The sequence below is a fragment of the Mesorhizobium sp. 10J20-29 genome (assembly GCF_054130485.1).
This window is the reverse complement of sequence record NZ_CP199156.1, coordinates 3,108,525-3,131,560: the sequence shown is the minus strand read 5'-3', so window position 1 is coordinate 3,131,560 and position 23,036 is coordinate 3,108,525. Positions and strand designations below refer to the sequence as shown.

The following is a 23,036-nucleotide window of genomic DNA, read 5'->3' as shown; positions in this document are numbered from 1 at the left end:
CCCGCCGAGCCTGCGAGTAAGCCGGCGGTTCTCCTCAGAACGACCAGCTGCGGGCCTTGGCGATGATGAAGTCGCGGAAGGCGTGCAGTTTCGCCTGGTTCTTCATGGCATCGGGATAGGCGAAATAGGTGTCGAATGACGGCACCTCGGTCTCGGGCAGCAGTTGCACCAAGCCGGCGTCCTTGTCGATGATGTAGTCCGGCAGCATGGCGATGCCGGCGCCGCGCTGCACGGCGCGCTTGATCGACAGGATGTCGTTGATCTGAAGCGTCGAGATGCGCTTGCCGCCCTCGAAGTCGCCGACCGTCTCCAGCCAGTTCAATTCACTCAGATGCGCCGGCACGGGCTCGCCGAAGGTGACGATCCGATGGTCCTTCAGTTCCGCGATCGACGACGGCTTGCCGTGCTTGTTGACGTAGGAAGGCGAGGCGTAAAGGTGGAAATGCACGGTGAACAGCCGGCGCTGGATAAGGTCCGGTTGCTGCGGCTGGCGCAGCCTGATGGCGCAATCGGCCTGGCGCATCATCAGGTCGAGTTCCTCGTTGGCGAGGATCAGTTGCAGATTGACCTCAGGATAGAGCTCGATGAATTCCGGGACCCGTTCGGTCAGCCAGCCAGCTCCGAGACCGACGGTCGTGGTCACCCGAAGGATGCCGGAGGGCCTGTCCTTCGCCTCCGTCAGGCGCGTCTTGATCGCCTCGAGCTGCATCAGCACGTCATGGGCGGTGCGGAACAGCATTTCGCCCTGTTCGGTCAGCACAAGGCCGCGCGCATGGCGATGAAACAGCGCGACGCCGACATCATGTTCGAGGGCGCTCACCTGGCGCGATATCGCCGATTGCGACAGGCGCAGAGTCTCTGCGGCATGGGTAAACGACCCAGCCTCAGCCGCGGCGTGAAACACGCGGAGCTTGTCCCAGTCCAGACCCATTACTTCCCCTCGGTCAGCCGGCATTAAGTGCCGGTCTTCGGCCTATTCGGCGGCTTCGCGGTGCGCTTCGATGCCGGCCAGGTACTTTTCCGCCTCCAGTGCCGCCATGCAGCCGAGGCCGGCCGCCGTAACGGCCTGTCGATAGATGTCGTCGGTCACGTCGCCAGCCGCGAACACGCCGGGCACGTTGGTGGCCGTCGAGTCGGGTGCGGTCCAGAGATAGCCATTGGGCTTCTGCTTCAGCTTGCCGACGAAAAGCTCGACCGCCGGCGCATGGCCGATCGCCACGAAGACCCCGTCGATCGGCAGGTTGGACACCGTGCCGGTACGCGTGTTGCGCAAAACAAGGCCGCTGGCGGAAGGCGGCATCGGCGGCTTGCCGGGCGTGCCGGTGATCTCGTCGACTGCCGTGTCCCAGATGACCGAAATGTTTTCCTTCTGGAACAGGCGCTCCTGCAGGATGCGTTCGGCGCGGAACTCGTCGCGACGGTGGATGACGGTGACACTCTTCGCAATGTTGGAGAGGTAAAGCGCCTCCTCGACGGCCGAATTGCCGCCGCCGATGACCGCCACGTCCTTGTTGCGGTAGAAGAAGCCATCGCATGTCGCGCAGGCCGAAACGCCGAACCCCTGGTAGACCTGCTCGCTCGGAATGCCGAGCCACTTGGCCTGGGCGCCGGTGGCGATGATCAACGCATCGCAGGTGTATTCCGTGCCCGAATCGCTCTTCAGCCGGAACGGCCGCACGTCGAGATCGACCTCGGTGATCAGGTCATTGATGATTTCCGTCCCGACATGCTCGGCCTGCTTGAGCATCTGCTCCATGAGCCAGGGGCCCTGGATCGGGTCGGCAAAGCCGGGGTAGTTCTCGACCTCGGTGGTGATCATCAACTGGCCGCCCTGCTGCATCCCAGCCACCAGCACGGGCTTCAGCATGGCGCGCGCGGCATAGACTGCGGCCGTGTAGCCCGCCGGGCCGGAGCCGACGATCAGGACAGGTGCGTGTTTCTCGGTCATGTGCAAACGCCTCAAGCTGGCGATGCGTGACCGGCACGCTCGCGCAGAAATTCGAATTCGCCTCCAATTTAGGTGTTGCTTGCCGGGTCAGCAAGCACCGGCTGCCAGTCTCCCCGGAAAGCTTTCGATGGCAATGCCGCCAAAACAATCGCTGGCGGTCCGGCCAAAGTAGGATAATTACACCCATCCAAAGATTCTCGTGCAGGGGCCCCGAACATCGCCATGCCGATCAAGGCTGATCTCGATTCCATCGACTGGAAGATCCTACGCGAGCTGCAGCAGCAAGGCCGCATTACCAATGTCGAGCTTTCGAGCCGTGTCGGCATATCTGCACCTCCTTGCCTCAGGCGGGTAAAACGGCTCGAGGAGGCCGGCATCATCCGCGGCTACCGCGCCATGATCAACGCACCGATGCTCGGCCTCGACGTCGTCGCCTTCTGCCTCATCGGCCTGCACCACCAGTCGGAAGCCGAACTGCGCGTCTTTGCCGAACTGACGCGGACCTGGCCGATCGTTCGGTCGGCCTGGATGGTCTCGGGGGAATCGGACTTCCTGCTGCATTGCGTTGCCAGCGACCTGACCACATTCCAGACATTCGTCATCGAGGAGTTGACCTCCTCGCCCAACGTCGACACGGTTCGCACCGCGCTGACCATCCGCCAGGTGAAGGACGAGGGGATCGTCGCGTTCCCGATATCCGATCAAGAAAGCAGATAGGCTTGTCTCCACCAGTTGCAGGGCAAATGCCTGGTACGAAAGCCCCGGTCTCGGCTGTCATCGTCTGCCAGAACGAGCAGGATTTGATCGGCGAGTGTCTAGACAGCCTCGAATTCTGTGCCGAGATCGTGATCGTCGACTCCGGGTCGACCGACGGCACGCTGGAGATCATCGAGAAATACCGCGCCGACGGCTATCCGATCCGTCTTCTGCATCATGCGTGGCAGGGGTATGGGCTGCAGAAGGAATTCGCTCTCCAACGGGCTACTGCGAGCTGGTGTCTGGTGATTGACGCAGACGAGCGGGTCGACCGCGAGCTCAGGGAATCGATAGTCGCCATCTCAACCGACCCGACGCCGGCCATCAATGGCTGGCAGATCCGCCGTCGCGACTGGCTCGCCGGCTACGGCTACGCCCATCGGCGAGTGCTGCACAACCGCATTCTGCGGCTGTTCCGAAACGGCAAGGTGAGTGTCGACCCGGACAGCACCATCCACGAGACCTTCCTCGTCGAGGGTTCATTGGGGCTGATCAAGAGCGGATTGCTGCTGCACAGGCGCGCGCTTTCGCTCACCGACGACATCGTCAGGGCTAACGCCTATTCGACACAGAAGGCCAAGGTCCGGCTGGGCCAGGGTGCAGGGCCCTCGATCATCCGGATCACGCTGACGCCGCCCTATACCTTCTTCAAGTTCTATGTCCTGAAGCGCTACTTCCTTTGCGGGATACCCGGTTTCATCTACGCCATGACGATGATGATCTATTCGTTTCTCACCGAGGCGAAACTGTACGGCTCATCGCTCGACGGGAAGGCTTGAGCTGCCGAGCAGCTGTTTCGCCCTGGCGTGAAAGCCGCCGTCGATCTCGACGAAACGCTGGCGCGCCAGTTCGCCCATCCGTTGCTTGGCCGACCAGGACATTCCGATGGCGACGCCGATCGCCTGTTCCAGTGCCGGCAACCCGACAAAGTAGTTCGTCCCCAGATGCCTGGCCTCTGATCTCTCGGCGGCGACGAGCAGCCCGAACTCCGGTCGAATGTGCTCGTTCATCGGGGCGCCATCCGTGGTGATGACCAGTGCACCGCACGACAGGCCCTCGACAATATTGTGCCCCCATCCCTCGGATCGCGACGGGCACAAGTGGATTCCGCACTCGTTCTGCAACCTGCGCAGGTCGGCGTCGTCGATATAGCCGGTGATCAGCTTGACGTTGTCGGCAACGCGGGCCGGCGCGTTCTGGCGCTTCTGGACAAGCACGAGTTCGGGCCACTCGGGATGACGGTCCCAAAGACTGATCACGTCCTCCGTGCCCTTGAGGGTGCTTCCGCCCGCAAGATGGAGAACCCTGCTCCAGTTTCGCACGACTGCAGGATCGAAACGGTCTTCGGAAGTGAAACCCAGGTGCTCGATCGGCACTCCCTGTCCGGCGAAAGCGCCGCAGGCTTCCATCGTCTTGGTGAGGATAAGGTCGCAACGGCGCAGCCGGCGCAAGTGACGGCGCGGGAAACGCTCCTGGTTGGGGATCAGGAAATTCTCCTGCGCCGCAGAGAGCCATTGCGGGAACACGCGTTCGATATGTACCGCCCGGCGGGCCAGCTTTCGACCAACCAGCCGATCGACCAGCTTGCGCTCGGAAATGCCCACGACCTCAACCGACACTCCGAATTCCCTGATGGCATCCGCCAGCAGTTCCGCGTCTCTCGTCAGGCCGTAATGGTTGTTCTTGACGACGATCAGCGTGTCGATCATCGCATCGCCCACAGCCGATTGTAGACGGCAGCCACGCCATCGGCCTCACGCACCAAGGGAAAGTGCTGCCTGACATGCGCAAGCGCGTTGCGACCATGCGCCTGGGCGAGCGACGGGTCGGCAAGATAGGGACGGATCGCGGCCGTCAGCGCCTGACCGTCGTCGGCTGCGACCACATCTCCCGTTTCTCCGGGCAAGACCATCTCGGCAAAGGCGCCGGCGTCACTGGCGACAACTGCCGAGCCGGATGCCATTGCCTCGAGCGGGGTCAGGCCGAAACCCTCGTTCCGCGACGGCGCGACATAGAGCGACAGCCGGCGGTACCAGGGCCTGATATCGGGCACCTCGCCAAGAAAGCGGATGCGTTCGGACAGCCCCGCGTCATGCACCCTGCGTTCCAGATCATTGGCAAAATCGCGGTTGTCGGCGGTTACGCGGCCGGTGACGATGGCCGTCCAGTCCGGAAACTCCGGCAGCAGCGCGATCATCGCATCGACGAAAAGGTCCGTGCCCTTCTGGTGGCGGACCCTGCCGAAACAGCCGATTGCGTATCGCCCGGGCAGGCCGGAATCGGCAAAGCGGTCCGTCGCAGTTGCCGGGGGGTGGAAGCGATCAAGATCGACACCATGCGTCACGACGGTGTGCGGCACCTCAAGAAACGCACCGGACCGCGCGCTCGTGGCGATGACGGCGTCCATGTTGCGGATCAGCCATTTGGTGAAACCCTGGTGCTCACGCTGGGCGGCAGAGGTGAAAAGCAGTCGCACGGGCGCGCGGAGAACCCACCGCAACAGCAGGCCGGCGACCATTTCGACGTTGCGCCTGGCATGCCAGATGCGCCAGCGCCCGGAGGCGGGGCGCACCAGCAGGGCGGGCAGTTGCCACCAGCGCATCTTCGGCAGCGACTCCGGCAGGCCCGGCCCGATCGTCGCGATGCCGATCGATCGTTGCTGGATCGGGACGAGCTGGACGATCGTGCTGGTCACGCCGGAGAGGCGCGACTTCAGATTGGGCGCGACAACCTCGACGCGCGACATGTCGAGAACATCGGCGTTCGTGGGTGTCCGGTCGACCCGGTCCGACAACGAAGCCAATAAATCGCCTCCCCAAAGGATGCTGGAGCTAGATGTACTGGACCTCTACCACTTCATAGCCTCGAGCGCCGCCCGGTGCATTGACCTCTATGGCGTCGCCCACTGCCTTGCCGATCAGCGCGCGCGCGATTGGCGAAGAGATGGAAATGCGGCCCGACTTCACATCGGCTTCCTGGTCACCGACGATCTGGTAGGTCTTCTTTTCCTCGGTGTCCTCGTCGACAAGGACGACCGTGGCGCCGAACTTCACCTTGTCGCCGGAAAGCTTCGATACGTCGATCACCTCGGCGCGCGCTACGAAATCCTCGAGTTCGTTGACCCGGCCCTCATTCAGGCTCTGGGCCTCCTTGGCGGCGTGATATTCGGCGTTCTCCGAAAGGTCGCCATGCGAACGGGCTTCAGAAATGGCCTCGATGATCCGCGGGCGCTCGACCTGCTGGCGCCACCGCAGCTCTTCCTTCAGCGATTCGAAGCCTCCCGCGGTCATCGGAACCTTGTTCATTTCCATCAATCCTTCCTGCCGCTCGCCTTCTGCGGACTTCGGTCTCGGGCGAACGGGGCAAAAATAAAAACGGCCCGGCAGCGTCGGCTAACGGAACCGTTTCACCTCAATTTCTGCCACTATAGCAATCCTGTAGCGATTTTCACGTCAAAAAATCGAGGCGGCAAAATTCTCATTCCCATGATTTGAAGGGCTTTGGAACGGGCCGCCCCCTCATCCCGGGTCGCACCGAGGGGATCAGACACGCGCCAGCGAAGGGCGGCATATTGCCGATTCCCTACCAGACCATTGCATTGATCATTAAGGGACCTACGTGGCCATGATGAACATCACACGGAAATTGTCGGAAACCGTGCTCGCCGGCCTTGCCCTTGCGGGCGCTACAACGCTCTCGTTCGCCGCACCCGCAACGCTGGACGCCGGCGGAATCGCGGTGCAGGCCGAGACACTTGGCGGCGAGCTCGAACACCCCTGGGGCCTCGATTTCCTGCCCGATGGCGACGCCATCGTCACCGAACGGCCGGGGCGGCTGCGGATTCTGTCAGGCGGCGAGTTGTCGGCGCCCGTGTCGGGCGTGCCGCAGGTTGCCGCCGCCGGCCAGGGCGGGCTGCTCGACATCGCCGCTTCTCCCGACTTTGCGTCCAGCGGGCTGATCTATTTCAGCTTTTCAGAGCCGGGCGATGGCGGCGCCGGCACGGCGGTCGCCCGCGCGCGGCTCGTCCGCGACGGAGATGCACCCCGCCTCGAGGGGCTCGAGGTCATCTTCTCCATGGAGCGGAAGACGGGAACCAGCCATCATTTCGGTTCGCGGCTTGTGTTTCATCCGGACGGCACGCTGTTCGTGACCACCGGCGACCGCGGCGACGGCAGCCGCGCGCAGGATTTCCAGGACCATGCAGGGGCGGTCCTGCGCATCAATCCGGACGGCACGATACCGGACGACAATCCGTATGCCGACGGCGCCGGCGGCAAGCCGGAAATCTGGTCGAAGGGCCACCGCAACCTGCAAGGCGCGACTTTCGACCCCGTGACGAATTCGGTGCTGACGGTCGAGCACGGCGCCAAGGGCGGCGACGAGGTCAACCGGCCGGAAGCCGGCAAGAACTACGGCTGGCCGGTGATCAGCTATGGCGTCAACTATTCCGGCAGCATGATCGGCGTCGGCACCGAGGCGCCGGGATACGAGCAGCCGCTCTTCTACTGGGACCCGTCGATCGCACCCTCGGGGATGGCGGTCTATGACGGGGAGATGTTTTCCGAATGGAAGGACGATCTCCTGATCGGTTCCCTGAAGTTTCAGCTGGTCTCCAGGCTGGATCGCTCGGAAGCAGGCCAGATTTCCGGAGAAACCCGCTATTTTGAGGGGGAGTTCGGGCGTATCCGCGACATCAATGTCGCGCCCGACGGTTCGATCTGGCTGCTGACCGATGAGGGCGACGGCCACATCGTCAGGCTGAGCCGCGCCAACTAGGCAGCCCCCGGACGCAAGACGGCCGGACCCAAGGGCCCGGCCGCGCATTTCGATCCGTAACGGTCAGCTCTTGCGGTAGGCGTCGATCTGTTCGGCGAGCAGCGTGTATTCGCGGCAACCCTTGCCGCAACGCCTCTCGATCTCGCCGAGCTGCTCGACGGCCGCCTGGACGTCGCCGTTCTGCAGATAGGCCTCGCCCATGTATTCGCGCACCAGCGTGTAGTCGGGATCCTGGATCAGTGCCTCGCGATAATAGCCGAGGCCGACCAGCACGCGGCCCGCCTTGCGGTGCGAGTAGCCGAGATAGTTCAGGATGCGCGGGTCCGACTTGTCGGCCGCCAGGCTGAGGACGGTGATCGCCTCGCCATAACGGCCAGCCATGGCCAGGTCGCGACCGGTCTCGTAGATGCTGTCGTCGTCGATCATGCCGCGCTGCGGGTCGACGCACTTCTTCTTCGCCTTGTCCCAGACCTTGCCGCCGGAACATTTCGGCGTATCGGAACTGCTGCCATCGCCAGCGGCATGAACGGGTGTCGCCAGCAGCGGCGCCGCCAGAAAGGCGACAGCCAGGAATTTCGGGAAAGTACGCTTCATATGGCTTCTCCTGGGTGGGCTTACGACAACACTAACGTATCTCGGAAGCATTTCCATCCGTAGCGCGCGACGATCTCAGCTTCGTGATGCAGACGTGCGATTCGAGAACATCGACCAGGAGTAAAGCGCCAGCGCCGTCCAGATCAGCCCGAAGGCTATGGCGCGGACCGTGCTGAAGGGCTCATGGAAAAAGAAGATGGCAATGACGAAAATCATCGTCGGTGCAATGTATTGCATGATGCCTATGGTCGAAAAGCGAAGCAGCTTGGCGCCGAATGCATAGAGCATGAGCGGCGCGGCGGTGACCGGACCGCAGCCCAGCAGCAGCGCGATGTCGGCCGGCTCGGAAGGCAGGAAATGCCCCTCGCCCCTCGCCTGCAGCCAGAATATGTATGCCAGCGAGGGAACGCTGAGGATCAGCACCTCGAGGAAAAAGCCCTGGCTCGGGCCGACCGGCAGTGTCTTGCGCAGGAAGGCATAGATGGCAAATGAAATGGCGAGCGCAAGCGACACCCAGGGCATGCCGCCGCCATCGAAGGTGAGCACCAGCACGGCGAGCGTCGCCAGCCCCACTGCGGCGACCTGCAGACGGCTCAGCTTCTCACCGAGAAGGACGGCGCCCATGGCGACGATGACCAGCGGGTTGATGTAATAGCCGAGCGCGGTCTCAACGGCCCTGTCGGCGGCGATCGCCCAGACATAGATGCCCCAGTTGACGGTGATGAGACAGGCTGTGAGCGCCGCCATCAGCAACGTGCGCGGCTGCCCGAACGCCGCCTTGACGTCGGCGGTGCGACCGAGCAGCAGCAGCACGGCGCCGGCAATCGGCACCGACCAGACGATGCGGTGGGCGACGACTTCCGGGGCGGGAATATGCGCCACGGCCTTCATGTAGAAGGGCAGGAAGCCCCAGAGCAGATAGGCCGACAGCGCGAAAAGAAAGCCACGCGTGGCGGAATTGTCGGTCGGCTGTGCGGATTCGGTTGCCATGGGGCCCCATATGGGCCGCTGGCGGCGAAAGGACCATGCAAAATCATTGATGGTCCATGCGGTTCCGGTTGATGGAACAAGAACCGCGCTGGCCGCGCCGCTATTCGGCGGCGACGCGGCCGGCCATGTCGCGGTTCTTCATCAGCTTGTAGACGACCGAATCCATCAGCGCCTGGAAGGAGGCGTCGATGATGTTTTCCGAGACGCCGACCGTCCACCAGCGGCCGCCGCCGCTGTCGCGCGACTCGATGAGCACGCGGGTGATCGCCTCGGTGCCGCCATTGAGGATACGCACCTTGTAGTCGACCAGTTCGAGGTCGGCGATCTCGTCCTGGAATTTTCCGAGATCCTTGCGCAGCGCGAGGTCGAGCGCATTGACCGGGCCGTTGCCTTCGGCGACCGACATCTTCTCCTCGCCGTCCACCTCGATCCTGACGACCGCCTCAGACACCGTCTTGAGGTTGCCGATGGCGTCGAAGCGACGCTCGACCATGCAGCGGAAGCTGGTCGCCCTGAAGAATTCCGGGACAGTGTGCAGGATGCTGCGCGCCAGCAACTCGAAGCTCGCCTCGGCACCCTCGTAGGAATAGCCCTGCGCCTCGCGCTCCTTGACGATCGAGATCAGCGTGTCCAGCCGGTCGTCCCTCGCCTCGACGTCGATGCCGCGGCGCCTCAGCTCGGCAATGAAATTTGCCCGCCCGCCCTGGTCCGAAACCATGACCTTGCGCCGGTTGCCGACCGATTCCGGCGGCACGTGCTCATAGGTTTCCGGCTCCTTGGCGATCGCCGAGGCATGGATGCCGGCCTTGGTGCTGAAGGCCGACTGCCCGACATAGGGCGCCTGCGGCTCGGGCGCGCGGTTGAGCAACTCGTCGAAGCCGCGCGACAGGCGCGAGATGCCGGCAAGCTTCTCTGGCGTGATGCCGGTCTCGAATTTTTCGGCGAAGCCGGGCTTCAGCACCAGCGTCGGGATGATCGAGACGAGATTGGCGTTGCCGCAGCGCTCGCCGATGCCGTTCAGCGTGCCCTGTATCTGGCGCACACCGGCCTCGACGGCGGCAAGCGAATTGGCCACCGCCTGGCCGGTATCGTCATGCGCATGGATGCCGAGGTTCTTGCCCGGGATGCCCGCGGCTATAACCGCCTCGACGATTTTCCTGACTTCCGATGGCTGCGAGCCGCCATTGGTGTCGCAGAGCACGATCCAGCGCGCCCCGGCCTCGAAGGCGGTGCGGGCGCAGGCCAGCGCATATTCCGGATTGGCCTTGTAGCCGTCGAAGAAGTGCTCGCAGTCGACCATCGCCTCCTTGCCGGCGGCGACGGCCGCCTCCACGGAAGCGCGGATGGATTCGAGGTTCTCCTCGTTGGTGCAGCCGAGCGCGACGCGCACGTGGTAGTCCCACGACTTCGCCACGTAGCAGATGGCGTCGGATTTCGACCGGACGAGAAGCGCCAGGCCCGGATCGTTGGATGCCGAGACGCCGGCGCGCTTGGTCATGCCGAAGGCGACGAACTTCGCGTTTGCCGTGCGCTTCTGCTCGAAGAACGCCGTGTCAGTCGGGTTGGCGCCCGGATAGCCCCCCTCGACATAGTCGAGACCGAAATCGTCGAGCATGTTGGCGATGGCGATCTTGTCCTCGACGGAAAAGTCGACGCCCGGCGTCTGCGCACCGTCGCGCAATGTGGTGTCGAAGAGGTAGAGGCGTTCGCGGGTCATGCCTTCCCCGCGAACCGGTCGGTCGCCCGGATGAGCTGGTCGAGGATGCCGGGTTCGGAAAAGGCGTGGCCGGCGCCTTCGATGAGGTGGAAATCGGCCTGCGGCCAAGCCTTGTGCAGCGCCCAGGCGTAACGCGCCGGACAGGGCATGTCGTAGCGACCATGCACGATCACGCCCGGGATGCCGTGCAGCTTGTGTGCGTCGCGCACCAGCTGGTTTTCCTCCAGCCAGCCGGAATGGACGAAATAGTGGTTCTCGATGCGGGCAAAGGCGATGGCGAAATCGTCCTCGCCGAATTTTCCACTGGTCTCGGGCTCCGGCAGCAGCGTGATGGTCTCGCCTTCCCACAGGCTCCAGGCGCGCGCCGCCTCGATCTGCGCCTTGCGGTCGTCGCCGACCAAGCGCTTGCGGTAGGCGGCCATCATGTTGCCGCGCTCGGCCTCGGGGATGGGCGCCTGGAAGCGCTCCCACTTGTCGGGGAACATCTCCGAGACGCCGAACTGATAGTACCAGTCGAGTTCGCCGGGGGTCAGCGTGTAGATGCCGCGCACGACGAGCTCGCTGACCCGGTCGGGATGCGTCTCGCTATAGGCGAGCGCCAGCGTCGAACCCCAGGAGCCGCCAAAGACCAGCCATTTGTTGAAGCCGGCCATTTCGCGCAGCTTCTCTATGTCGGCAACGAGGTGCCAGGTGGTGTTGGCCTCGAGCGAGGCATGCGGCGTCGACTTCCCGCAGCCGCGCTGGTCGAACAGGATGACGTCGTAGAGCTTCGGGTCGAAGACGCGCCGCTGCTTGGGCGAGGAACCGCCGCCGGGGCCGCCGTGCAAGAAGACGGCGGGCTTGGCGCCTTTCGTGCCCGCCCGCTCCCAGTAGATGGTGTGGCCGTCGCCGACATCGAGCATGCCCGTCTCGAACGGTTCGATTTCGGGATAGAAGGTGCGCAGTTCGCTCATGATGTGCTCTCGGCTGGCGGCCACTGGTCGGTGTCGTGGTCGGGATGCTGGTAGGAAACGAGGTCGGCAAGGTATGGCGCGGATGCGATGTCGCCCATCGTGTCCTCGCCGGGAAGAGCGGGAACCTGGTCGACATAGGGCAGCTTTGCCTCGATGCCCCACTGGATCGTCGGCGCTATGCCGGAGGGATCGTCGAAGGCGGCTATCGCCAGCGCCATGCCGTCGGGCGCGTCGTAATAGAGCGGCGTGCCGCAATCGCGGCAGAAGCCGCGCGTCGCGGCACTGGACGAGCGGAAGCCGCCCGGCTCGCCGCGCGTCCAGGCGAGTTTCGCGTCGCGCACGGAGACCAGCGGCAGATAGAAATTTCCGCTAGCCTTCTGGCACATGCGGCAATGGCAGATCGAGGCGTCGCCGAGCGCGCCTTCGACGCGGAAGCGCACGGCGCCGCACTGGCAGCCGCCGGAATAGACCGGCCTGTTGTCGAGGCTCATGCCGGGGAGCTCCTATTCGGGCGCATGGCAGACCGCGCCGGCGTTGCGGCATCGCCCGCGCCGGCGAGGCCGGCGGAAATGACGATGTGCTGGCAGACATTGTCGATGTCTCTGAGGACGTCGTCGTTCCAGAAGCGGAGGACGGTCCAGCCCAGCGCCTCCAGCCTCGCCGTTCTGACGCGGTCGGCGTCGGTCGCGGCGTCGTCGGCATGCTGCGACCCGTCGACCTCGACGATCAGCCTATGGTGCGGGCAGGCGAAATCGACGATATAGCCGGCGATCGGCATCTGGCGCCGGAAGGCGAGACCCATCAGGCGGTGGGCGCGCAGCTCGTTCCAGAGCTTCAGCTCGGCATCGGTGAGCGCCTTGCGCATCGTTCGCGCATTGCGTCGGTTTGCGAGCGGCACCGGGTGGCGGGTCATCTGCACCGACCCCCCTCTGTCCTGCCGGACATCTCCCCCTCAAGGGGGGAGATTGGCTGTGTAGGCGTCTCGCCTGCCTCTCCAAGGACAGAGCAGTCGGAAGCGCGGAAGATTTGCGAAAGCCGCGCCGCTAGATAATCTCCCCCCTTGAGGGGGAGATGGCCGGTAGGCCAGAGGGGGGTCGGCGACAGGTAGGCGCCGACGTCAGTATCCACAGCCGCCCTCACCGCTTGACCTCCCATGTCGTCACGCGCTCGCCGGTCTCCGGGTCCTTGCCGTCCTTGAGCTGGATGCCCTCGGCAAGAAGCTCGTCGCGGATGCGGTCAGCCTCGGCCCAGTTTTTGTCGGCGATGAAGGCGAGGCGGCGGGATACTTCCTGTTTGATGTCCAATTGATGGAACTTAATCCCAAGGCTGGACGCTTGTTTTGACGACCATCCCCGAAGGTCAATTCCAATAAAGTCGAGATCATCGGCTAGCTGCACGACTGCCCGAGACGCCCAAAATCCTCCGAAGCGGCCCCGCAATTGCTGGAGCAATCTCTCAAAATGCCCCTCAAGTGGATCGGTCCGCAGATCATCGCTGAGTGACAAGATAAGATCGTCGGACGGCCCGCGATCGGGGAACTGATCAAGTGGCCTTTCGTACTTACTCATGCCTTCAATTGCTTTTGCCAGCTCGTCGAGCCGCTTGCTCACGGATCGCAGACGATCAACGCTGAAATCGATCGGCTCCCTGTAATGCGTCATCAGCATGGCCAGTCGCAGCACTTCGCCCGGCCATTTCCGGCCGCCGAATTTCTCCGTCTCCAGGAGTTCGTTGATCGTGACGAAGTTGCCGTCCGACTTCGACATCTTCTTGCCTTCGACCTGCAGGAAGCCGTTGTGCATCCAGTAGTTGGCCATCACGTCGGTGCCGTGGGCGCAGCGCGACTGGGCGATCTCGTTCTCGTGGTGGGGGAAGATCAAGTCTAGGCCGCCGCCATGGATGTCGAAGACGTCGCCGAGATAGGCGGCGGACATGGCGGAGCACTCGATGTGCCAGCCGGGGCGGCCGCGGATGGCTTTCGACGTACCGTCGGCAAAGCGGAAGCTGGCGTCCCAGCCGGGTTCCTCGGCCGACGATTCCTTCCAAAGGACGAAATCCTGCGGGTTCTTCTTGTGCGCGTCGACGGCGATTCGGGCGCCGGCCTGCTGCTCGTCGAGATTGCGCTTCGACAGCTGGCCGTAGTCGGCCATCGAGGTGGTGTCGAAGAGGATTTCGCCTTTTGCCTCATAGGCATGGCCTCGGTCGATGAGAGACTGAATCAGGCTGACCATGTCGTCCTTGCCGTCGGCGCGGGGCAGGACGAACTCGGTGGCGCGCGGCTGGAAGGTCGGCTGCAGGCAGCCGAGCGCGGTCACGTCCTTCTGGTACTGCTCGTAGGTCGGCTCGGTGACCTTGCGGATCGCCTCGTTGAGCGACAGCTTTCCCGAGGCGATCCGGTCGCCATAGTCGCGCAGCGCCCGGGCGTTGATCTTGTCGTCGACGTCGGTGATGTTGCGCACATAGGTGACGTGGTCTGCGCCGTAGAGATGGCGCAGCAGCCGGAACAGCACGTCGAAGACGATGGCCGGGCGCGCGTTGCCGATATGGGCGTAGTCATAGACGGTCGGGCCGCAGACATACATGCGCACATTGGCCGGATCGATCGGGGCAAACGCCTCCTTCGTCCGCGTCAGCGTGTTGTAGAGCCTGAGACCTTGGTCTATATCCGACATGAACTTCCCTCTTCGCCGTCACGGCCATAGCCGAAAAGCGTGAAACTTTTCATGACCGCGCCGGGCCTGCTGGCCTGGGCGTTTGTCCTGTCGAGAGAAAAGGCGAAAACGTCCGGTCCAGCGCTCGGCGCTAGCCAATAATGCAAATGCCACAAATGGCGAAAGACGTTTTCATGGCCGCTTTATCGCGCCGCCCTGCCCGTTCCGTCAAGTGCCACGCGCATGGCGTGTAACGGGAAACAGAATCGAGGAGGCAAGCAGCGGATACATTGGCCGCCTAGCGTGACTGTTGCAGCAACGCCGCAGCAGGTCGGAAACGCCGCCGGCAAAGGGATACGAAAGACTTTATTAAACATGTCGGAACATCAAATGGGGGCAGGAGTTGGCCTTGTGCGGGCGGCCACGCTTTCGACCCAATCGACCATCAAATGCAGCGTCCCCGCAACGACATTGATCCGATGATCAAAAGGAAGAAACCAATGCCCTCTACCGCCAGCGCAGCTGCCCGCATCGCCGTACCGGCCGCGCCGCTCGCCCTGCTCTATCGCCCGATCGGCAACGCTGCCATCGTCGCTGCACTGCTCTGCAGCAAGAAGAAGGCAAAGGCGCCGAAGCGCTCCTGAGCCCCGGCGCGGCAAGCCGGAGCTAGAACAGCTTCAGCTGCCGATCCTCGACTGGCCTGGCCGGATCCGCGGCATCGCGCGCGGCCGGCACTTCGGCCCGGTGCTGCAATTCCGGGCCCGTATTCTCCACCCTGTTGACCCTGTCCGACACCGGTATCGCCTCGAACACACCCTGTTCGGGCGGCCGCATGAGGTCCGCGACGTCGCGCGGTTCCTGGGTGCGGCAATCGAGCCAGCGCTCGAAGTCGGCCGGCCGGATGACCACGGGCATGCGGTCGTGGATGGCGGCAAGGTCGCCGCGGGCGGCCGTCGTGAGGATGGCGGCGGTATCGATCTCCGAGCCGCCGGGCTCGGCATAGGTCTCGACCAGCGCACCGAAGGCGACGAGGCCGCCATCCTTCGGCCTGACCCAGTAGGGTTGTGCCTTGTTCCTGCCAACGCGGCGCCATTCGTAGAAGCCCGAGGCGGGGACAAGCGCGCGGCGGTGGCGCATGGCGGCCTTGAAGGATGCCTTCTCGGCCGCCGTTTCCGAGCGGGCATTGAAGAGCATCGGCAGGTTGGCCGGATCCTTCGACCAGGCGGGGATGAGGCCCCAATGGACGAGCATCGACTGGTGCGCCGGGCGGTTGGAGCCGGGCTCGCGCGGCGGCGCCGGCAGGACGACGAGAATCGGCTGGCCCGGCGCGATGTTGTAGCGCGGCGGAAAGGCCTCGACATCGGCCAGCGCGAAATGCGCGGCGACCTCGTCGGGCGTGGCGTTGATGGCAAAGCGTCCGCACATTGCCCGTTCCTGTCCTGCGGCGAGTTCCTGCTTGATCCGTGCCCCGCAAACTGGCGATAAGGACGGCCGACTGCAAGCCGCGCCAGCCGCGGCCACAGCACAAGGCGACACTGAATGCACGCAAGACCGGTCAGGCCCGCCGTCTCGGTCGCGCTCAGGCGCGGCGGCAGGCTGCTGCTGGTGCTGCGCGCCAGGCCGCCATCGCGCGGCTACTACGCGTTTCCCGGCGGGCATGTAGAGGACGGCGAGACGCTCGAGGCCGCGGCACGGCGCGAACTGGCGGAGGAAACCGGCCTCGAGGCGCTGGCGCTGGCGCCACTGGTCATGCTGCGCGTCGACGGCGACGCGGTCGACTACGACCTGCAGGTGTTCTCAGGTCTTCATGCCGGCGGCGAGGCCGTGGCTGCCGACGATGCCGAGACGGCCGCCTTCTACACGCTGGAAGAGATGGAGCGGATGCCGGTGCTCGAATCGGTGCTGGCGGTCGGGCGCACGCTGCTCGGCGGTTCCAATGACCCGGGCTGAAGGAGGCCGGCAGGCAGGTGGGTGCGGAGAATCGCCTTGCAGCCGCCAAAATGTTTCGTCACAAGGCGTCATGCGGCGGGGCAGATCGACGATATTGGCGATCCTTCTGGTTGCGCCCCTGATGATGGCGCGGCCGGCGCAAGCCGTCGACCAGCCGTTCGATGCCGGGCTGATGCGGCTTGCCGAGGTGCTGGGGTCGCTGCACTTCCTGCGCAACCTGTGTGGCGAGAAGGGCGACCAGTGGCGCGGGCTGATGGAACGGCTGCTGGCGGCCGAGAATCCCGACGAGGAAAGGCGCGCGCGATTCGTCGCCAATTTCAACCGCGGCTACCGCTCCTTCGAGGGCACCTATACGAGTTGCACCGCCTCGGCGACCGAGGCGATCGGCCGGTATACCGTCGAGGGCGAAACGCTGGCGCGCGAACTCGCAGCCCGCTACGGAAATTAAGCCGGGGTTAACTTTTTCCGCAAAGCCAGCGTACATCGCCGATCAGGTGTGGTAGGAATCTTAATGGGACATTAAAGGGATTGATCAAGTTGGTCCGACGTCATCGGTCCCGGCTTGAAGGGGTGGATTTCGAGTATGGAACACAGCGTTACCGATCTCGACGCACTGGTCAGGGAAGAAAAGCGCCTGACCGCCGTCGAAAATCACAACGAAGCCTGGGCCGAGGGCCTGTCTGCCGGCATCGAACCCGAGATCATCGCCGAAGCCGCGTTGACGATCGCGCTCTGCGAATTCCTGCGTAGCAGCGGCGAGGATGCGGCGCTGGCGCTCATCGAACGAACGCGCGACAGAGTGATCGCCGGAGAGTTCGCGCCGGATCAGTCCAGGCACTAGTCCGGCGGAGAACCGATTGTTCATCGCGCGGTGCGAAAACCAACAAAGAATCAACACCGCCGGAGACAAGACAGTGGTCGGAAATTTCAGCACGCAACAGTGGCGCGCCCTGCCCATGGCCTGGATCGTCGCGCTCGGCGCCATCCTGCCGGCAGCCTCGCTGACACTGAGCGTGCCAGCTCTTGCGCTGAGCGAAATCGGCCAGGAGGAGCAGCCGGCACAACAATCCCCCGATACGCTACCGGGCAGCGGGATCCCGACGCCTGAACCGATCGTCCCCGGAACATCGTCAACCGGCGAACCGAACTCTCCTGGCACAATGCCGGCGGAAATTGCGCGGCCGTCGATCGACGAAGACAGCCCGCTGCCGGAAATAATCTACAACCTCGACCGCCTGCCAGAACCGGTGCGGCGCATGCACGACCTGATCGTCGAAGCGGCGCGCAGCGGCGAGATCGAGCGGTTGCGACCGCTGATCGGCATGGGCGACAGCGCGACTCAGCTTTCCTTCGGCGGCGTCGAGGGCGACCCCATCGAATTCCTGAAGACCCTTTCGGGCGATGCGGAAGGCCAGGAGATCCTGGCGATCATGGAAGAGGTGCTGGATGCGGGCTTCGTCAAGCTCGACCCCGGCACGCCGAACGAACTCTATGTATGGCCCTATTTCTTCGGCATTCCGCTCGACCGGCTCGATCCCCGCCAGCGGGTCGAACTGTTCAAGATCGTCACGGCCGGCGACTACGAGGACATGAAGGCCTTCGGGACCTACATCTTCTACCGCGTCGGCATTACGCCGGAAGGCAGCTGGGCGTTTTTCGTCGCGGGCGACTGAGTGCCTAGAGCGAACGCGGCGCTTCGCTGAACTCGACTGCCCTGCCCTTGCCGGGGCCGACGATCTCGCCTTCCCACATGACCTTTTGGCCGCGCACCACGGTGCCGACCGGCCAGCCGGTGACGCGCTTACCGTCATAGGGAGTCCAGCCGGCCTTCGAGCCGGCCTGCGCGTTGGTGATGGTCTCGCTGCGCTTCATGTCGACGATGGTGAAATCGGCGTCGTAGCCGGCCGCGATGCGGCCCTTGCGGGCGATGCCGAAGATGCGGTTGGGACCATGGCTCGACAGGTCGACGAAGCGCTCCAGCGTCAGGCGACCGGCATTCACATGGTCAAGCATGATCGGCACCAGCGTCTGCACGCCCGTCATGCCCGAGGGCGAAGCAGGATATTCCTTGCGCTTTTCTTCCAGCGTGTGCGGGGCATGGTCCGAGCCGAGCACATCGACGACGCCCTGCGAGATGCCCTGCCAGACGCCGTCGCGGTGACGGCCGGCGCGAACCGGCGGGTTCATCTGGATCAGCGTGCCGAGGCGGGCGTAATCGTCGGCCGACAGCGTCAGATGGTGTGGCGTCGCCTCGCAGGTGACGAGATCCTTGTGCTTTTCGAGGAAAGGGATCTCCTCGGCTGTCGAGATGTGCAGGACATGGATGCGGGCGCGGGTCTGCCTTGCGATGCGCACGAGACGTTCCGTGCAGCGCAGTGCGGCGATCTCGTCGCGCCATACCGGATGCGAGGCCGGGTCGCCCGAAACGCGTTCGCCCAGCCGTTCGCGCAGGCGGAACTCGTCTTCCGAGTGGAAGGCGGCGCGGCGGCGGACATTTCTCAGGATCGAAGCGACGCCCTCGTCGTCCTCGACCAGCAGGTCGCCGGTGGACGAGCCCATGAAGACCTTGATGCCGGCGGCGCCCGGCAGGCGCTCCAGTTCGCCGACATCGCCGGCATTCTCGCGCGTGCCGCCGACCCAGAAGGCAAAGTCGCAATGCATGCGCCCGGTGGCCCGGGAAACCTTGTCGGCGAGCGCCGCTTCGCTGGTTGTCAGCGGATTGGTGTTTGGCATCTCGAAGACGGCGGTGACACCGCCGAGCACGGCGGCACGCGACCCGGTCTCCAGATCCTCCTTGTGCTCCAGACCCGGCTCGCGGAAATGCACCTGGCTGTCGATGACGCCAGGCAAGACGTGCAGCCCGCGGCAGTCGATCGTCTCGCCGGCCGAGGCGCGCGACAGGTCGCCGATGGCGGCGATGCGCCCGTCCTTCACGCCGACATCGCGCAGGCCCTGACCGTCGTGGTTGACGACCGTGCCGCCTGTCAGGATGAGATCGTAGGTCGCCGCCATGCTGCCCTGCCGCCCTTGTGTGGAGAGTGCGTGCGGCTTACGTAAAGCCCGACCATATTGCAAGATCAGGCCGCCCCCAGCCATGCCCATTGCCCGACTAGACGACCGCGCGATCATCACCGTGTCAGGCGTGGATGCCGAGCCGCTGCTGCAGAACATCGTCACCTCAGATCTCGACGCGCTCGCTGCCGGGCAGGCGCAGCCTTCCGCGCTGCTGACACCGCAGGGCAAGATCCTGTTCGATTTCCTGATCTCGCGGCAGGACGAGCAAGGCTTGCGACTGGACTGCCCGGCCGGCGCCGCGGACGACCTTGTGCGGCGGCTCATGCTCTACAAGCTGCGGGCCAAGGCCGAAATTGCCAAGCAGGATCAACCGTCTGTCGCTGTTTCGTGGCAGAGTGATTCAGTCCCTTCGCAAAGTGATTCAAGCGGCATCCGCGACATGCGCTTTGCCGCACCGGTCGAGGTCAGGCGTATCTACGAACCGGTCGAGGCCGATGCGGGCGTCGAGGAGTGGACCGCGTTCCGCATCCGCAACGGCGTGGCAGAAAGCGGCAGCGACTACACGCTCGGTGACGCCTTTCCGCATGACGTGCTGCTCGACGAGCTCGGCGGCGTCGGCTTTCGCAAGGGCTGCTATGTCGGGCAGGAAGTGGTTTCACGCATGCAGCACCGCGGCACGGCGCGGCGACGCGTGCTGATCGTCGAGGCCGAGAGCAATCTGCCGGCGACCGGCACCGAGGTCTCGGCCGACGGACGCAGCATCGGGAGGCTCGGCTCGACAGCGGGACGGAGCGGCCTTGCCATCGTGCGCATCGACCGCGCCAAGGAAGCGATGGACGCCGGCACGCCGATCCTCGCCGGCGACGTGGCGGTGTCGCTACGTATCCCCACCTTCGCCAAGTTCACCTATCCGCAGCCGGCCGGGGACGAAGCCTGATGGCGGACAAGGCTGGTGCCCCTCCCCGCGCCTGGCAGCGCATGCTGTCGGGCCGGCGTCTCGACCTGCTCGACCCCTCGCCGCTCGACGTCGAGATTTCCGACATAGCGCACGGCCTTGCGCGCGTGGCGCGCTGGAACGGCCAGACCGGCGGCGACCATGCCTTCTCGGTGGCGCAGCACAGCCTGCTGGTCGAAGACATCTTCTGCACGCTTTCGCCCAACGCCACACCCGACGACAGGCTGATGGCGCTGCTGCACGATGCGCCGGAATATGTCATCGGCGACATGATCTCGCCCTTCAAGTCGGCGGTCGGCGGCGGCTACAAGTCCGTCGAGAACCGGCTGCAGCACGTCATCCACCTTCGCTTCTCGCTTCCCGCCGACGCCCGCGAGGGACTGCGCAAGCTGGTCAAGCGGGCCGACCAGATCTCGGCCTATTTCGAGGCAACGGAACTGGCAGGCTTTTCGGTTGCGGAGGCAACGAAGTTTTTCGGGCGACCGCGCAACATCTCGGCCGACGGGTTCGACTTGTCCTGCAAGCCGGCAAAGGCCGCGCAGAAGGATTTTCTCTCCCGCTTTGCAGCGATCGAGAAGCTGAGGCGGGCCGAGGGCACGGTTCCAATGACAGCCATGCCGCGCGCTACTTCCGCTTAAGTCGGACAGGCGGAACGGAGGGCGCCGGGACAGCCGGGCCGGCAGCGACGAGCATCCTGGAAATCTGGCGCGGCAAGCCCCCTTCGTAGGCCTTCTTGGTGGCCACGCCATCGGCGAACTGCAGCACGCTGTGATAGAAATGGCCGCCCGTCTCGGTCTTCGGCGGCGTCGCCTCGTGCATGACGCTGATGACGGTGGCGTCGGGGCAATTGTCACGAATCGCCTGGTGGAAGGCGACCTTGGCCTCGGGGTCGAGCGCCCCGGTGGCCTCGTCGAGAAACAAGAGACCCGGCCGGTGCAGCAGGATGCGGGCGACGACGAGCTTCTGCTTCTGGCCGCCAGACAGGATCTGGTCCCAGGTCTTGCCCTCGCGCTCGGCCTCGGCGAGGTGCTCGATGAACTCGCCGAGCCCGGCCTTGTGCAGGGCCGCCGCGACGCCGGTGTCACTGTGGTCGGCTGGTGCGTCGGGAAGGCAGACGAGCTGCTTCAGCGACACCTGCGGCAACTTCACCTCCTGGGCCGCGTAGAGATATTTTACCCCCTCCGGGAACACGACGTGGCCGCCGCCATGCGGCCACAAGCCGTTGATCGCCTTGATAAACGAGGTCTTGCCGCAGCCGGACTCGCCCTTGACAAAGGTCCACTCTCCGCGCCGGAAGTGGAGATGCGGGACGCTGAGGAAGGGCGTGTCGCCCTCGCCCTGGTGCAGCAGCTCGAGGTTGCGCACCGTCAGGCCGAAGATCGCGTTTTGCAGGCCGTAGTGGAAATCGGATCGACCCGTGCGGCGGTAGAAGGCGGCAGGCTGCTGCACCTCTTCGATGGCGACGGCAAGATCGGTCACGCGACGGGCATTGGCGCGCAGCGTGGCAATGGCCGGCATGACGTGGATGAACCAGGAGCACTGGCTGATCAGCGAATTGACCAGCTCGGCCCCGGTGACATAGCCCTTGAGGTTGATCTTCTCGTTGACATAGGGCAGCAGCCCGGGGCCGTAGGCGACGATGCGGGCAGCGAGGAAATTGTAGATCAGCTCGAACGACATGTAGCCGGAGTGGAACCAGTTTAGCTTCGACCAGATGCCGTCGATGTTGCGGTAGAGGCGCTGGTGAATGTTCTGCTGGACCGCCTCGCCGTGCGCGGCGGCAACGTGGAAGCTGCGCCGCAGGAGGGTCGTCAGCTCGGCGCGGTAGCTGCCTTCGGCGCGCTGCATGGCGATGGTGAGGCGCTCGAGTATGCCACCGAGCTTCATGGCGACGAAGGTGTTGAGCGGAACGTAGAGCGCGACGGCAGCGAAAGCGAGGACGGCGCCGCCATAGATGCCGAGGAACTCCAGGCCCTCGACGGTGGTCGACGTCTCGATGAGCTTGCGGCCGACGAAATAGAGCGAGGTGACGACACCCATGACGCCCATGGCGAGCCCGATGGCACCGCCGGTCATGCCCTTGATCGATTCCTGGATGCGCTGATCGACATTGTCGGGCGGCGCGAGCGGCGAACCGTCCTCGCTGCGGCTGGCGTGCTGGACGTGGTAGTGGGTGTGGTTGCCGTCGAGCAGGGCCTCGTTGAACCTGCCGTTCAGCCAGCGCCGCCATTTGCGGTGTAGCGTGGTCGAGAAAAGATGCCGTACCCCGGTGATGCCGGCATCCTTGAAGATGACGAGAAGGACCAGCGTGCCGGCGGCGGTAAGCACGGCGGAGAGTGGATCGGCATTGCCCGGATCGTGGAAATAGGCGATCGAGTTGACCAGTTCGCCCGACGCCTCGGCAAGCCAAACGCTGGTCTTGCTGGAGGCGGCGGTGAAGAGCGCGATGATGGCAGTGAGCGTCCAGGCTTCCTTCCAGCGCTCCGACAGCCAGTAGGCCCGCATCAGACCCCAGAAACCGCGCATCGAGGACACAGCGGTGAGCTGCGGCGCACGGCTGCCGCCGCGCAATGTGTCGAGGAGACCCCGCAAGGGTCCTGCGACACGGGTCCAGGTCACAATTTGTCCACCCAAGCGCCTCTTTTCAGCCACAAAGTAGCATGATTCGAGCGCGTTCTAACCGACCAAGTGCGAGCTTGCGGCGATTGACCCGGAGCTGTGGCCGATCTGC

25 protein-coding genes are annotated in these 23,036 nt (G+C 64.4%); 10 read left to right on the top strand and 15 right to left on the bottom strand.

Going from position 1 to position 23,036, the window contains the following annotated elements; all coding sequences use genetic code 11:
• Positions 1-34: 34 nt before the first annotated feature.
• Positions 35-931 carry a LysR family transcriptional regulator gene (locus ACT2BZ_RS14970; RefSeq protein ID WP_457935930.1) on the bottom strand — a complete coding sequence of 299 codons (897 nt, stop codon included), beginning with the start codon at positions 929-931 and terminating at the stop codon, positions 35-37.
• A gap of 42 nt (positions 932-973) precedes the next feature.
• A complete protein-coding gene (gene trxB, locus ACT2BZ_RS14965; protein ID WP_457935929.1) occupies positions 974-1,948 on the bottom strand; it encodes a thioredoxin-disulfide reductase in 975 nt (324 codons plus the stop codon).
• Positions 1,949-2,170: 222 nt separating this feature from the next.
• On the opposite strand from trxB, the gene ACT2BZ_RS14960 reads away from it, so the two are divergent.
• Both ACT2BZ_RS14960 and ACT2BZ_RS14955 read left to right on the top strand, forming a co-directional pair.
• A complete protein-coding gene (locus tag ACT2BZ_RS14960; RefSeq protein WP_457935928.1) occupies positions 2,171-2,665 on the top strand; it encodes an Lrp/AsnC family transcriptional regulator in 495 nt (164 codons plus the stop codon).
• A 26-nt stretch (positions 2,666-2,691) separates the two neighbouring features.
• Positions 2,692-3,483 (top strand): glycosyltransferase family 2 protein, encoded by a 792-nt coding sequence (locus tag ACT2BZ_RS14955; protein WP_457935927.1) that lies wholly within the window; start codon positions 2,692-2,694, stop codon positions 3,481-3,483.
• Here the strand turns inward: ACT2BZ_RS14955 and ACT2BZ_RS14950 are convergent.
• The 3 genes from ACT2BZ_RS14950 to greA form a co-directional block, all read right to left on the bottom strand.
• Positions 3,460-4,413 carry a glycosyltransferase gene (locus tag ACT2BZ_RS14950; RefSeq protein WP_457935926.1) on the bottom strand — a complete coding sequence of 318 codons (954 nt, stop codon included), beginning with the start codon at positions 4,411-4,413 and terminating at the stop codon, positions 3,460-3,462. The two genes, ACT2BZ_RS14955 and ACT2BZ_RS14950, sit on opposite strands and share 24 nt — an antisense overlap.
• A complete protein-coding gene (locus ACT2BZ_RS14945; protein WP_457941333.1) occupies positions 4,410-5,450 on the bottom strand; it encodes a glycosyltransferase family 4 protein in 1,041 nt (346 codons plus the stop codon). The genes ACT2BZ_RS14950 and ACT2BZ_RS14945 overlap by 4 nt, the downstream gene beginning before the upstream one ends.
• 85 nt (positions 5,451-5,535) lie before the next feature.
• On the bottom strand, positions 5,536-6,009 hold the full coding sequence (gene greA / locus ACT2BZ_RS14940) for a transcription elongation factor GreA (RefSeq protein ID WP_457935925.1): 474 nt from the start codon (positions 6,007-6,009) through the stop codon (positions 5,536-5,538).
• A 319-nt stretch (positions 6,010-6,328) separates the two neighbouring features.
• Between greA and ACT2BZ_RS14935 the strand changes: the two genes are divergently transcribed.
• Positions 6,329-7,480 (top strand): PQQ-dependent sugar dehydrogenase, encoded by a 1,152-nt coding sequence (locus ACT2BZ_RS14935; protein WP_457935924.1) that lies wholly within the window; start codon positions 6,329-6,331, stop codon positions 7,478-7,480.
• Positions 7,481-7,543: 63 nt separating this feature from the next.
• Here ACT2BZ_RS14935 and ACT2BZ_RS14930 read toward each other — a convergent pair whose 3' ends face one another.
• The 7 genes from ACT2BZ_RS14930 to cysS form a co-directional block, all read right to left on the bottom strand.
• On the bottom strand, positions 7,544-8,074 hold the full coding sequence (locus ACT2BZ_RS14930; protein ID WP_457935923.1) for a tetratricopeptide repeat protein: 531 nt from the start codon (positions 8,072-8,074) through the stop codon (positions 7,544-7,546).
• Positions 8,075-8,149: 75 nt separating this feature from the next.
• On the bottom strand, positions 8,150-9,064 hold the full coding sequence (rarD, locus tag ACT2BZ_RS14925) for an EamA family transporter RarD (protein WP_457935922.1): 915 nt from the start codon (positions 9,062-9,064) through the stop codon (positions 8,150-8,152).
• A 100-nt stretch (positions 9,065-9,164) separates the two neighbouring features.
• Positions 9,165-10,781 (bottom strand): citramalate synthase, encoded by a 1,617-nt coding sequence (cimA, locus tag ACT2BZ_RS14920; protein ID WP_457935921.1) that lies wholly within the window; start codon positions 10,779-10,781, stop codon positions 9,165-9,167.
• The gene (gene pip / locus ACT2BZ_RS14915; RefSeq protein ID WP_457935920.1) at positions 10,778-11,734 is read right to left on the bottom strand and encodes a prolyl aminopeptidase; all 957 of its coding nucleotides are present in this window, start codon (positions 11,732-11,734) and stop codon (positions 10,778-10,780) included. Before pip ends, cimA begins: the two co-directional genes overlap by 4 nt.
• Entirely contained in the window at positions 11,731-12,225 is a 495-nt protein-coding gene (locus tag ACT2BZ_RS14910) for a GFA family protein (protein WP_457935919.1), read from the bottom strand. Before ACT2BZ_RS14910 ends, pip begins: the two co-directional genes overlap by 4 nt.
• Positions 12,222-12,647, bottom strand: a complete 426-nt coding sequence (locus ACT2BZ_RS14905) for an endonuclease domain-containing protein (protein WP_457935918.1) — start codon at positions 12,645-12,647, stop codon at positions 12,222-12,224. The genes ACT2BZ_RS14910 and ACT2BZ_RS14905 overlap by 4 nt, the downstream gene beginning before the upstream one ends.
• Before the next feature lie 223 nt (positions 12,648-12,870).
• The gene (gene cysS / locus ACT2BZ_RS14900; RefSeq protein ID WP_457935917.1) at positions 12,871-14,406 is read right to left on the bottom strand and encodes a cysteine--tRNA ligase; all 1,536 of its coding nucleotides are present in this window, start codon (positions 14,404-14,406) and stop codon (positions 12,871-12,873) included.
• Between the two features lie 479 nt (positions 14,407-14,885).
• Between cysS and ACT2BZ_RS14895 the strand changes: the two genes are divergently transcribed.
• A complete protein-coding gene (locus ACT2BZ_RS14895) occupies positions 14,886-15,029 on the top strand; it encodes a hypothetical protein (protein WP_457935916.1) in 144 nt (47 codons plus the stop codon).
• A gap of 22 nt (positions 15,030-15,051) precedes the next feature.
• Here the strand turns inward: ACT2BZ_RS14895 and ACT2BZ_RS14890 are convergent, their stop codons facing one another.
• Positions 15,052-15,810 (bottom strand): SOS response-associated peptidase, encoded by a 759-nt coding sequence (locus ACT2BZ_RS14890; RefSeq protein WP_457935915.1) that lies wholly within the window; start codon positions 15,808-15,810, stop codon positions 15,052-15,054.
• A 114-nt stretch (positions 15,811-15,924) separates the two neighbouring features.
• On the opposite strand from ACT2BZ_RS14890, the gene ACT2BZ_RS14885 reads away from it, so the two are divergent.
• The 4 genes from ACT2BZ_RS14885 (at position 15,925) to ACT2BZ_RS14870 (ending at position 18,008) form a co-directional block, all read left to right on the top strand.
• Complete coding sequence (locus ACT2BZ_RS14885) at positions 15,925-16,335, top strand: NUDIX hydrolase (RefSeq protein ID WP_457935914.1); 411 nt, start codon at positions 15,925-15,927, stop codon at positions 16,333-16,335.
• A 70-nt stretch (positions 16,336-16,405) separates the two neighbouring features.
• On the top strand, positions 16,406-16,783 hold the full coding sequence (locus tag ACT2BZ_RS14880; RefSeq protein WP_457935913.1) for a TIGR02301 family protein: 378 nt from the start codon (positions 16,406-16,408) through the stop codon (positions 16,781-16,783).
• Between the two features lie 135 nt (positions 16,784-16,918).
• Positions 16,919-17,176, top strand: coding sequence for a hypothetical protein (locus ACT2BZ_RS14875; protein ID WP_457935912.1), 258 nt, complete (start codon positions 16,919-16,921; stop codon positions 17,174-17,176).
• A gap of 115 nt (positions 17,177-17,291) precedes the next feature.
• Positions 17,292-18,008 (top strand): hypothetical protein, encoded by a 717-nt coding sequence (locus tag ACT2BZ_RS14870; RefSeq protein WP_457941331.1) that lies wholly within the window; start codon positions 17,292-17,294, stop codon positions 18,006-18,008.
• A gap of 4 nt (positions 18,009-18,012) precedes the next feature.
• Here ACT2BZ_RS14870 and ACT2BZ_RS14865 read toward each other — a convergent pair whose 3' ends face one another.
• Complete coding sequence (locus ACT2BZ_RS14865) at positions 18,013-19,347, bottom strand: dihydroorotase (protein WP_457935911.1); 1,335 nt, start codon at positions 19,345-19,347, stop codon at positions 18,013-18,015.
• Between the two features lie 82 nt (positions 19,348-19,429).
• On the opposite strand from ACT2BZ_RS14865, the gene ygfZ reads away from it, so the two are divergent.
• Positions 19,430-20,287, top strand: a complete 858-nt coding sequence (gene ygfZ, locus ACT2BZ_RS14860) for a CAF17-like 4Fe-4S cluster assembly/insertion protein YgfZ (protein WP_457935910.1) — start codon at positions 19,430-19,432, stop codon at positions 20,285-20,287.
• A complete protein-coding gene (locus ACT2BZ_RS14855; protein WP_457935909.1) occupies positions 20,287-20,943 on the top strand; it encodes a YfbR-like 5'-deoxynucleotidase in 657 nt (218 codons plus the stop codon). The genes ygfZ and ACT2BZ_RS14855 overlap by 1 nt, the downstream gene beginning before the upstream one ends.
• On the opposite strand, the gene ACT2BZ_RS14850 is transcribed toward ACT2BZ_RS14855, so the two are convergent.
• Entirely contained in the window at positions 20,930-22,831 is a 1,902-nt protein-coding gene (locus ACT2BZ_RS14850) for an ABC transporter ATP-binding protein/permease (protein WP_457941330.1), read from the bottom strand. The genes ACT2BZ_RS14855 and ACT2BZ_RS14850 overlap by 14 nt on opposite strands.
• Positions 22,832-23,036 lie beyond the last annotated feature (205 nt).